The following is a 9,276-nucleotide window of genomic DNA, read 5'->3' on the forward strand; positions in this document are numbered from 1 at the left end:
GAGAACCCACCCATCCACACGAATCCAATAACGAAGGAACACCAGAGAATGAGCAGCTGCTGCAGCACGAACGAGACCAACCCGGCCGTGGAGAACGGTGGACGCGAGAACCTTCTTGGCGGGGGCGCCGATGACATGACCACCTGCCCGGTCATGGTCGGCACCCCGGTCAGCAAGAAGACCGCCGAGGCCGCCGGCCTCTACCGCGACTTCGAGGATGAGCGCTACTACTTCTGCTGCGCTGGTTGTGGGCCTGCGTTCGATTCGGACCCGGCCAAGTACGCCGCCAACATGGCGTAATCCACCAGCGTGCGGGGTGCCGCGGCACCGCTGCGGCACCCCGCCACCTGATCGGAGCGAACCGACATGACCACTACGACTCCCACCACCGAAACCCACCTCGACACCTGCCCCGCAGGAGGCGACGGCGACGCGTCCGTCCACGGATACATCAGCGATAAGACGAAGTACCGCAATCGTCTGCGGCGCCTCGAAGGCCAAATCCGCGGCATCGATCGGATGGTCGACGAGGACCGCTACTGCATCGACATCCTCACCCAGATCTCCGCAGTCACCAGGGCACTCGAAAATGTCGCCCTCGGCCTGCTCGACGATCACCTCAAGCATTGTGTCCTCGACGCCGCACTCGCCGGCGGACCAGTGAGCGAGCAGAGGCTCGGCGAGGCGTCCGAGGCCATCGCCCGCCTCGTGCGCTCCTGACGCCGGCGCATCAGTTCGATCACGACCAGCAGTTCAGGAGTTCTTCTATGACCCCACAGCACGTTCTCATCCTCGGCTCGGGAGCAGCCGGGGCCGCAGCCGCCCGCACTCTCGCCTCACGCGACGATGTCCGGGTGACGCTGGTGACCCGCACCGGGGAGACGCCCTATACGCGGATGCTCATCAAGGGAATCGCGTTCGGTCCGACACCGCCGGAGATGATCAAGCTCCCGCTGCCTCAGATCGAGGTCATCGCCGACACCGTGCTCAAAGTCGATACCTCGGCGAAGCAGGTCCAGCTGACCTCCGGCGCACAGGTCTCCTACGACGCGCTCATCGTCGCGACCGGGAGTATGCCTCGCTCCCTGCCCGCTGACGTGTTCGGCGGCGAAGACGCCGGACAAGGGCGGGTCACCGCTCTTCACTCCGTGGAGGATGCCCTGGGCATCCGAAAGCTGCTGACCGGACTGGGGCGACCCGCGCGGGTAGCGATCTACGGCGGTGGAATCATCGCAGCCGAGACAGCCTCGTCTCTGCAAGCCGACGGACGCATGGTCACGCTGGTCTCCCGCAGTTCAGTTCCCGGCGTCGGAGCGTTTGGGGCGCCCGTGGCTGAGCGCCTCGCCGCCGACCATGCCGCCAAGGTGCAGGCCCGATTCGGTCGCACTCTCCAGCATGTCGACGAAACAGAATCCGGTGTCACCATCACCCTCAACGACGGAAATCCCGTCGTGGCTGACTTCCTTCTCCTCGCGCTCGGCACGACGCCCGCAGCCCCGTCACCGTGGACGAACGGTATCGACGTCGACGATCACCTCCGCGCCGCGGCAGAACACGTCTACGCAGCCGGAGGTGTGGCCACGCACCACGACGAGGCACTGGGCGCCTGGCGCATCGACCATTGGGAAGACGCCGCCGCACAGGGTGCGCATGCCGCGCAGGCCGCATTGCACGACCTCGGCATTAGCGACGATCCGGGCGCCTACCTGCCACGCAGCCCTTACATGGCAATGGTCTACGGTCAGATGATCTCCGGAGTCGGGTACACAGCCGGCGCAGACGCCCACCTGGAAGCCGGTGAGGAGTTCATCGTCCGCCACGAGACCGACGGCATCGTCGTCGGCGTCACTGGCATCGACGCAGTCGGCACCGTCTACCAGTGGGGGCAGCAGCTCCACGGCGTGCGGGCATAGGCGATGGCGGGAGACTGTATTAGGCAGATCCCACGGCGGGGCTTCGTGCTCTCGCTGGCAGCGACCATTCTCATGATGGCCGCTGCCAGCGCGCCGTCCTTGTTCTACCCCCAGATCGCCGAACGGCTCGGACTCATCCCCGTCGCCACCACACTCGTGTTCGCGGTCTACACCTTCACCCTCCTGGCCGCGCTGCTCTACCTCGGACCACTCTCCGACCACGTCGGCCGACGTCCGGTCGTGGCCGCCGGTTCTTTGGCGCTGGCGCTGAGCGTGGCCATGTTCTGGTTCGCCGGTAGCCTCGCGGCGCTCCTGGTCGCCCGAGCCTTGCAAGGGCTCGCAGCGGGTCTGCTGATCCCGGCGCTGTCGGCGATGATGATCGACTTCGAGTCCCCGTCGCATCGGAACATCGCAGCCCTGTGGAACACGATCGGCCCGATGATTGGCCTTGGGGCCGGGGCTCTCGGTGCTGCGCTTCTCCTCGATCTCACCTCCGAACCGACAACTGCCGTCTTCGGGTCGCTCGTGCTTGCCTTCCTCATCGTGGCAACGGTCGTGTGGAGCACACCGGAACTGGCCCCGAAGACCCGGATACGACGTGGCGACCTCCGTCCGCGGTTCACCGTGCCACCGCACCTGCGCCGCATGTTCACCGCCGGAGTGCCCGTGATCATCGCCGGGTGGGCGACCAACGGGCTTTTCCTCGCGCTCGGAGCCGACCTCGTCGGCAGTGAGCTTGGGGGCTCCACGCACACCCAAGCTGGGATCGTCATCTTCGCACTGGCGATCTCCGGAGTCACCGCCTCGTCCGTCCTACAGCGGCGTTCCGCCCGCACCATCAGCCTGTATGCGACCAGTGCCCTGGCGTTCGGCACCGCAGTGAGCATCGGCGCCCTCGCACTCGGTTCCTACTCAGCCTATGTCGCCTCGGTCGCGATCGTCGGTTCCGGGTTCGGCACAGCGTTCCTCGGGGTACTGCGCACACTCATGCCCCACACGGCATCGTCGGAACGCGCCGCCGTGATGGCTGTGATCTACACAGTTGCCTACCTGGCATTCGGCGTGCCCACCATCGTCGCCGGATTGCTCGTGCCGGTGCTCACCCTGTCGGGGACGATGACGATCCTCGGTGCGATCATCATCGCCCTCAGCCTCGTCGCCACCGTCCTGCGCCTGCGCATCCCGCACCCGGCCGCAGGCCCGGCAGAGACTGACGACTTCCCCGAGCCTCCCACCGGCTCTCACCGCCGATCCGCACCCGACCGAGAGGAGCAGCCATGACCTACGTGATCGCGCTTCCCTGCGTGGACGTCAAGGACCGCGCCTGCATCGACGAATGTCCTGTCGACTGCATCTACGAGGGCGAACGCTCGCTCTACATCCACCCCGACGAATGCGTCGACTGCGGAGCCTGCGAACCGGTCTGCCCCGTCGAGGCCATCTACTACGAAGACGACCTGCCCGACGAATGGTCTGACTACTACAAGGCCAACGTCGAGTTCTTCGACGAGTTGGGTTCTCCCGGAGGAGCCGCGAAGATCGGACCGACGGGCTTCGACCATCCCCTCATCGCCGCATTGCCCATCCAACACGAGCAGACCCTCTGAGAAGGGGCTTCCGATTGATCCATACCGACACAACACACAAGCCTTGACTAGTACCCCCTAGGGGTATATGGTAGGCATATTGATGAAAGGAAATGACATGCAGAGGAGACTGCGAACAGGACTGGCAGCGGGAGCGCTCGGAGTGGCGCTCGTGCTCGCCGGTTGCGCCAGCGGAGCAGACGACGACCAGCAGACCGACCCTTCGGCTACTGAGGAGCATCAGGGCCACGGCGGCAACAACGCAGAAAGCGGTGATGAGGAGATGGAGCACCCGATGGACGGCGGACCGGCACCCGAGGGTATCGCCGAAGCCAGTGAGCCCACCTACCCTGTCGGTACCGAGGTGCAGCTCACGGCCGACCACATGGAAGGCATGGAAGGGGCTACAGCAACGATTTCCGGCGCATTCGACACGTACACGTACTCCGTGAACTACACGCCCGCAGGTGGCGGCGACCCCGTCACTGATCACAAGTGGGTCGTGCAGGAAGAAATTGAGGATGCCGGCGACGAGCTTCTGGCCGACGGCACAGAGGTGACTCTGCTCGCCGAGCACATGGAAGGCATGGAAGGCGTAAAGGCCACCATCGCTTCGTCCACCGATGAGACGGTCTACATGGTCGACTACGAGACGGACGGCATGAAGATGACGAACCACAAGTGGGTCGTCGAGAGCGAGATCCAACCAGCGTCCTGAGCCGACGTTCGCTTGCCCGGCCACCGGGTGAGCGGCAATCGGCCTGGCTCGATGACGGAGGAGAGGAATCATGACGGACCCGAACTCACACCAGCACCACGGCCACGAAACCGATACACCCGCCCACGGCGAGCATCACCACGGGTCTGTGTCCGCGCACGCCTCGGCGGATGCGCACGGCACGCGCGAGGGTCAGCACACCGGGCATCAGGGCCACGCCATGGACCACGGGCAGCACTCAGGCCACACGGGCCTCGACGAGCACGGCGGCCACGATGAGCATGCCCAGCACGGTGGGCACGGAGATCACAGCGGCCATGGCGGGCACGGGGACCACGTTGGCCAGTTCCGCCGGCTGTTTTGGATCAACCTCGTCATCGCCATCCCCGCGGTTGCCCTCTCACCGATGTTCGCCATGCTGCTGGGCTACGAGGTCCCCGGCTGGGCGGGCTGGGTCGCCGCGGCACTGGGCACCGTCATGTACGTCTGGGGCGGCAGGCCCTTCCTCACCGGTGCCGTCAGCGAGTTGAAGTCCCGCAAGCCCGGGATGATGCTGCTCATCGCTCTGGCGATCACGGTGGCCTTCTTCGCCTCCTGGGCCGCCACGCTCGGGCTCGTCCATCACGAGCTCGAATTCTGGTGGGAACTGGCGCTGCTGATCGTCATCATGCTGCTGGGCCATTGGATCGAGATGCGCTCCCTGGCCCAGACCACCTCGGCGCTCGACTCGTTGGCGGCACTGCTGCCAGACGAGGCCGAGCGCGTCGAGGGCGAGAACGTCGTCAAGGTGGCCCCAGCCGACCTCGACGTGGGCGACGTGGTCATCGTGCGCCCCGGCGGCAGCGTCCCGGCCGACGGAACCATCGTCGACGGCCGCGCCGACATGGACGAGTCCATGATCACCGGCGAGTCCCGCCCGGTCTCTCGCGGCGAGGGCCAGACCGTCACCGCCGGCACCGTCGCCACCGACTCCGGCCTGCGGGTGGAGATTACCGCCACCGGTGACGACACCGCCCTGGCCGGCATCAACCGGCTCGTCGCCGAGGCGCAGAACTCATCCTCCCGCGCCCAGCGGATCGCCGACAAGGCCGCGGCCTGGCTGTTCTGGTTCGCTCTTGGCGCGGCGCTGGTCACTGCGGTCGTCTGGACGCTCATCGGCATGCCCGACGAGGCCGTCGTGCGCACCATCACCGTGCTCGTCATCGCCTGCCCCCACGCCCTCGGCCTGGCGATCCCGCTGGTCGTCTCCATCGCCACCGAGCGAGCCGCCCGCGGAGGCGTCCTAGTGAAGGACCGCCTGGCGCTGGAGTCCATGCGGCAGGTCGACGCGGTGCTGTTCGACAAGACCGGCACGCTGACCAAGGGCGAGCCCACCGTCACCGGCGTCGAGCCGACCGGCGAACTCGACGCCGACCAGGTCCTCGCCCTCGCTGCCTCGGCCGAGGCCGACAGCGAGCACCCGCTCGCCAAGGCCATCGTCACCGCCGCCAAGGACAAGGGCCTTGCCCTCCAGCAGGCCAGCGGCTTCTCATCCTCGCCCGCCGTCGGCGTCACCGCGACCGTCTCCGGCCAGAAGGTCCGCGTCGGCGGGCCCCGGCTGCTCGAGGAGACCGGTCAGCACGAGGTCGGCACGGCCGAGGCATGGCGCTCCGAGGGCGCGATCATTCTGCACGTTCTCCGCGGCGGCCAGGTGGTCGGCGGGCTGAGGCTCGCCGACGAGGTCCGGCCAGAATCCCGCGACGCCGTCGACGCCCTCCACGCCCTCGGTGTCGAGGTCGTCATGATCACCGGCGATGCCGAGGCGGTCGCGAACGAGGTCGGACGGGAGCTCGGCATCGACCGCGTCTTCGCCGGCGTGCGCCCGGAGGACAAGTCCGCGAAGGTCTCCCAGCTGCAGGAAGAGGGCAAGAGGGTCGCGATGGTCGGCGACGGCGTCAACGACGCCCCGGCTCTGGCGCAGGCCGATGTCGGCATCGCGATCGGCGCGGGCACCGATGTCGCCATCGCCTCGGCCGGGGTGATCCTGGCCAGTTCCGACCCACGCAGCGTGCTCTCGATCATCCAGCTGTCGCGACGCGCATACGGCAAGATGAAGCAGAACCTGTGGTGGGCCGCCGGCTACAACCTTCTTTCGGTGCCGTTGGCGGCCGGTATCCTGGCACCGGTGGGATTCGTCCTGCCAATGTCGATCGGCGCGATCCTGATGTCAGCCTCCACCGTGGTTGTCGCGCTCAACGCCCAGCTGCTGCGGCGCATCGACCTCACACCCGAAGCCAGCACGCGTTCCGTCCTGGAGCGCCAGAAGTAAGGACATGCCCATGTCTGTCGATACCGATTCCCACCAGCACGGCTACATCAGCGACAAGGAGCGCTATCTCGGCCGCATGAAGCGCATCGAAGGACAGGCGCGTGGGATCGCGAAGATGATCGATGAGGAGAAGTACTGCATCGACATCCTCACCCAGGTCTCCGCTCTGACCCGTGCCCTCCAGGGGGTTGCGACTGGTCTGCTCGACGACCATCTCAAGCACTGCGTGCTTGATGCCGCCAAGCTCAGCGACGAGGCGGCCGTCGAGAAGATCCAGGAAGCCACCGACGCCATCAACCGGCTCGTTCGCTCCTGAACCCGGACCCCGATCACCGCGTTCCAGGACACGGCGGGCACAAACCCTCAGGATGCCAGCGCGCTTGATCCTTGCCGACGCGCCGTCCGCCCGCGACGCGCTCACCTTCGCTAAGCGGGCCGCGCAGGCCGGTGCCCATGGCGTGCGCTTGCAGGCCGCGGCCGGGCTGCTGCGCATGAGCGCAGCCGCGCTAACGCCCCGTGGTCCGCTCGACCGCACTCCTACGATCCTCGTCCTTCGCACGCTCCGCTCCGACCCTCAGCTGCAGTGCGACGTCACCGTGGAAACGTTGACCGCGACCGCCGTCCCTCTTACCCTGGCGTTGCCGGAAACCGCGCTGGCACCCGCCTGGACCAGCGTCGAACCCCCGCAACACGGGTGGAGACTTATTGCGGATGTGTCCAGCCTGACGCTGATGCGCAGCGCCCGTGCCGGCATCGAGGCCGTCGCCCAAGCACTTCCCGACAAACCCGGCGACGATGTCGTCCGCAAGATCCGGGGCACGGTTTGGGGCACCCCGGACACGGCACTCGCATCGCTGCCACAAGGCGTTGCGTTCGCCGCCTACGTCTTCGGGTTCCTCAGCCGAGGAAACGGGGCCACGATCTCAACCGCCGGCCGTTGGACGCGGTTGACCCTCCCGACTGGACACGTGCTCCTGCGCGGACCCGTCGCCTCTGGCCTCACCCCGATCCGCCGCACCCGGCCACGCGTTTCCGAGTCCGTCACATCGATTGAATAACCCTTGATACCCTATAGGGGTATGGGGTAGTATTGATGACTATGAAAAAGGTTGAGCACGTGCACGCCACGTATGACACACCGCATCTGAATGCGGCGGTCGGAGTCTTCGCGTTGCTGGCGAATCCGGTGAGTGTGAAGATGATCCTCGCCATTCGCGACATCGAGGTCTCTGCCAATCACCTGGCGGACATCGTCGACCTTCCCGTCGACCAGACCTCCCACGAGCTTCACCGCCTGGAGTCGGCCGGGATCGTGAGTCGGCAGCGACGCGAGTCCGGCGACTTCTACCTATTGAACGGTGTGCATGCCGGGGCGCTGGCTGAGGCTGCGATCTTCCATGCCGAACATCAGCAGCAGGAACGCACTCGTGCGGGTTCTCCCACCTCGAACTCGCGACCGAACTGACAGAGGAGGCATCATGCCCCGTTTTTCCCGATTGACCCCTGAGACCGCAGTGGGGGCCTCACGAGACTTGCTCGGCGATCTCGTCGAGCGGCACGGCCAGGTCGGAGACATGGTCTCGACGATGGCGCACTCCCCGGCGGTGCTCGGCGGCTATCTGCAGCTGAGCAAAGCCATGCGTCGCGCCAAGCTCGACCGTAAGGTCAGCGAGCTCGTTTCGATCGCCGTGCAGTCGAAGCAGGGATGCGGAATGTGCCTGGCCTCGCACATCAGCGCGGCACGATCGCTCGGGGTCAGCGATGACGAGATCGCACTCGCCCAGCAGGGTACGGCGATGACCGGCCCGGTCGCGGCGATGATCGCGCTCGGCCTCCAGGTCTACCGTGAGCCTACGTCGATCACCGACGAGCAGATTGACGAGCTTCGGGGATACGGGTACAGCGACCGTGAGATCTCTGATGTCGTCGGGGTCGTGTCGCTGAACATTCTCACCGGCGCCTTCAACCTGGTTGCTGGCCTCACGCCGGGCGACTGACTTCGCCGGCGACTTGGTGCCTTGGCCGAGAGGATAGGCAGCGGTCTGCAAAACCGTTTACACGGGTTCGAATCCCGTAGGCACCTCCACTTCCCGCTGAGCCCAATAGGACACACGTCGTTGGAGGCGAGTGATGGAGAGCCAGCACATCTTCAACGGTGACATGACACGCGCCGCGCGCATCCTCGTGAAGGTGAGCGCCCAATATATCGCCCGTGAAGCCAACGTGACCAAGGAAGAGTTGCGCGACTTCGAGAAGGGGCGACACGACTTGTCGTAGAAGAAGCAGGAGCGTGTGCGGGCCGCCCTCGAAGAATTGGGGCAGAGTTTCTGCCTGACGGACCCAACGGCGGCTACGGCATCCGTCTGAAGTTCGGCCGTTCCAGGATCTACTCACTTGAACGTTGCGAGGGCGAGGGCGGGCCGCGGCTCACAACAGAGTCTGATCGTCGGACCCAGGCCCATGTGCCCTTCTCGGAACCGGATTCAAACCTACCTTTTCACCTGGAAGATCGCACCACGGCCTCACTGCGCATCCTGGTGCCGTTGCGCCTGGGCCGGCTTTGGCCGTCACACCTTGCCTCTGTTCCAGGAATGGAAGCGTGGGGACTGCTGCACGGATAGGTGACATCTGATCTGTGGCGTCGAGGGACGCTGCTGGAAGGATGGACACCGTGCCCAAGCCCTACCCCAAAGAGTTTCGTGACGATGTCGTGCGGGTCGCTCGCAACCGTGAGCCGGGTCAGCAGTTGAA

General features: G+C 65.9%; 13 protein-coding genes and 1 tRNA gene. 13 read left to right on the forward strand and 1 reads right to left on the reverse strand.

The genetic code is table 11. The features are described 5' to 3' along the window. Window positions 1–48 precede the first annotated feature (48 nt). From AB4Y78_RS13705 to AB4Y78_RS13730, 6 genes are all read left to right on the forward strand, one after another. Window positions 49–300 carry a YHS domain-containing protein gene (locus AB4Y78_RS13705; RefSeq protein WP_006213356.1) on the forward strand — a complete coding sequence of 84 codons (252 nt, stop codon included), beginning with the start codon at window positions 49–51 and terminating at the stop codon, window positions 298–300. Window positions 301–366: 66 nt separating this feature from the next. Beyond that, complete coding sequence (locus AB4Y78_RS13710) at window positions 367–720, forward strand: metal-sensitive transcriptional regulator (protein ID WP_006214162.1); 354 nt, start codon at window positions 367–369, stop codon at window positions 718–720. A gap of 47 nt (window positions 721–767) precedes the next feature. After that, a complete protein-coding gene (locus tag AB4Y78_RS13715) occupies window positions 768–1,913 on the forward strand; it encodes an FAD-dependent oxidoreductase (RefSeq protein ID WP_006214163.1) in 1,146 nt (381 codons plus the stop codon). Between the two features lie 3 nt (window positions 1,914–1,916). Continuing rightward, on the forward strand, window positions 1,917–3,194 hold the full coding sequence (locus AB4Y78_RS13720) for an MFS transporter (RefSeq protein ID WP_100244661.1): 1,278 nt from the start codon (window positions 1,917–1,919) through the stop codon (window positions 3,192–3,194). After that, complete coding sequence (gene fdxA, locus AB4Y78_RS13725) at window positions 3,191–3,520, forward strand: ferredoxin (protein WP_006214165.1); 330 nt, start codon at window positions 3,191–3,193, stop codon at window positions 3,518–3,520. The genes AB4Y78_RS13720 and fdxA overlap by 4 nt, the downstream gene beginning before the upstream one ends. Before the next feature lie 97 nt (window positions 3,521–3,617). After that, the gene (locus AB4Y78_RS13730; RefSeq protein ID WP_006214166.1) at window positions 3,618–4,217 is read left to right on the forward strand and encodes a YdhK family protein; all 600 of its coding nucleotides are present in this window, start codon (window positions 3,618–3,620) and stop codon (window positions 4,215–4,217) included. Between the two features lie 85 nt (window positions 4,218–4,302). Here the strand turns inward: AB4Y78_RS13730 and AB4Y78_RS13735 are convergent, their stop codons facing one another. After that, window positions 4,303–4,434, reverse strand: a complete 132-nt coding sequence (locus AB4Y78_RS13735; protein ID WP_259273829.1) for a hypothetical protein — start codon at window positions 4,432–4,434, stop codon at window positions 4,303–4,305. Window positions 4,435–4,623: 189 nt separating this feature from the next. Between AB4Y78_RS13735 and AB4Y78_RS13740 the strand changes: the two genes are divergently transcribed. From AB4Y78_RS13740 to AB4Y78_RS13770, 7 genes are all read left to right on the forward strand, one after another. Continuing rightward, complete coding sequence (locus AB4Y78_RS13740; protein WP_235044726.1) at window positions 4,624–6,525, forward strand: heavy metal translocating P-type ATPase; 1,902 nt, start codon at window positions 4,624–4,626, stop codon at window positions 6,523–6,525. Between the two features lie 10 nt (window positions 6,526–6,535). Then, window positions 6,536–6,841, forward strand: a complete 306-nt coding sequence (locus tag AB4Y78_RS13745; RefSeq protein WP_006214168.1) for a metal-sensitive transcriptional regulator — start codon at window positions 6,536–6,538, stop codon at window positions 6,839–6,841. A 64-nt stretch (window positions 6,842–6,905) separates the two neighbouring features. Next, a complete protein-coding gene (locus AB4Y78_RS13750; protein WP_225984161.1) occupies window positions 6,906–7,583 on the forward strand; it encodes a hypothetical protein in 678 nt (225 codons plus the stop codon). 41 nt (window positions 7,584–7,624) lie between these two features. Beyond that, entirely contained in the window at window positions 7,625–7,990 is a 366-nt protein-coding gene (locus AB4Y78_RS13755) for an ArsR/SmtB family transcription factor (protein WP_061873197.1), read from the forward strand. 13 nt (window positions 7,991–8,003) lie between these two features. Then, window positions 8,004–8,522, forward strand: a complete 519-nt coding sequence (locus tag AB4Y78_RS13760) for a carboxymuconolactone decarboxylase family protein (protein ID WP_040560569.1) — start codon at window positions 8,004–8,006, stop codon at window positions 8,520–8,522. Window positions 8,523–8,537: 15 nt separating this feature from the next. Next, window positions 8,538–8,611: transfer RNA gene (locus AB4Y78_RS13765), tRNA-Cys, on the forward strand. Between the two features lie 44 nt (window positions 8,612–8,655). Next, entirely contained in the window at window positions 8,656–8,802 is a 147-nt protein-coding gene (locus AB4Y78_RS13770; protein WP_156491183.1) for a hypothetical protein, read from the forward strand. Window positions 8,803–9,276 lie beyond the last annotated feature (474 nt).

The sequence above is a fragment of the Janibacter sp. RAF52 genome (assembly GCF_052114035.1).
GTDB lineage: Bacteria > Actinomycetota > Actinomycetes > Actinomycetales > Dermatophilaceae > Janibacter > Janibacter hoylei.

Excerpts from the sequence above, each read along its gene's own strand:
- AB4Y78_RS13760 (WP_040560569.1), top strand. The coding sequence starts at position 8,004 with ATGCCCCGTTTTTCCCGATTGACCCCTGAGACCGCAGTGGGGGCCTCA.
- AB4Y78_RS13730 (WP_006214166.1), top strand. The coding sequence starts at position 3,618 with ATGCAGAGGAGACTGCGAACAGGACTGGCAGCGGGAGCGCTCGGAGTG.
- AB4Y78_RS13745 (WP_006214168.1), top strand. The coding sequence starts at position 6,536 with ATGTCTGTCGATACCGATTCCCACCAGCACGGCTACATCAGCGACAAG.
- AB4Y78_RS13755 (WP_061873197.1), top strand. The coding sequence starts at position 7,625 with ATGAAAAAGGTTGAGCACGTGCACGCCACGTATGACACACCGCATCTG.
- AB4Y78_RS13715 (WP_006214163.1), top strand. The coding sequence starts at position 768 with ATGACCCCACAGCACGTTCTCATCCTCGGCTCGGGAGCAGCCGGGGCC.
- AB4Y78_RS13710 (WP_006214162.1), top strand. The coding sequence starts at position 367 with ATGACCACTACGACTCCCACCACCGAAACCCACCTCGACACCTGCCCC.
- AB4Y78_RS13705 (WP_006213356.1), top strand. The coding sequence starts at position 49 with ATGAGCAGCTGCTGCAGCACGAACGAGACCAACCCGGCCGTGGAGAAC.
- AB4Y78_RS13720 (WP_100244661.1), top strand. The coding sequence starts at position 1,917 with ATGGCGGGAGACTGTATTAGGCAGATCCCACGGCGGGGCTTCGTGCTC.
- fdxA (WP_006214165.1), top strand. The coding sequence starts at position 3,191 with ATGACCTACGTGATCGCGCTTCCCTGCGTGGACGTCAAGGACCGCGCC.
- AB4Y78_RS13770 (WP_156491183.1), top strand. The coding sequence starts at position 8,656 with ATGGAGAGCCAGCACATCTTCAACGGTGACATGACACGCGCCGCGCGC.
- AB4Y78_RS13740 (WP_235044726.1), top strand. The coding sequence starts at position 4,624 with ATGTTCGCCATGCTGCTGGGCTACGAGGTCCCCGGCTGGGCGGGCTGG.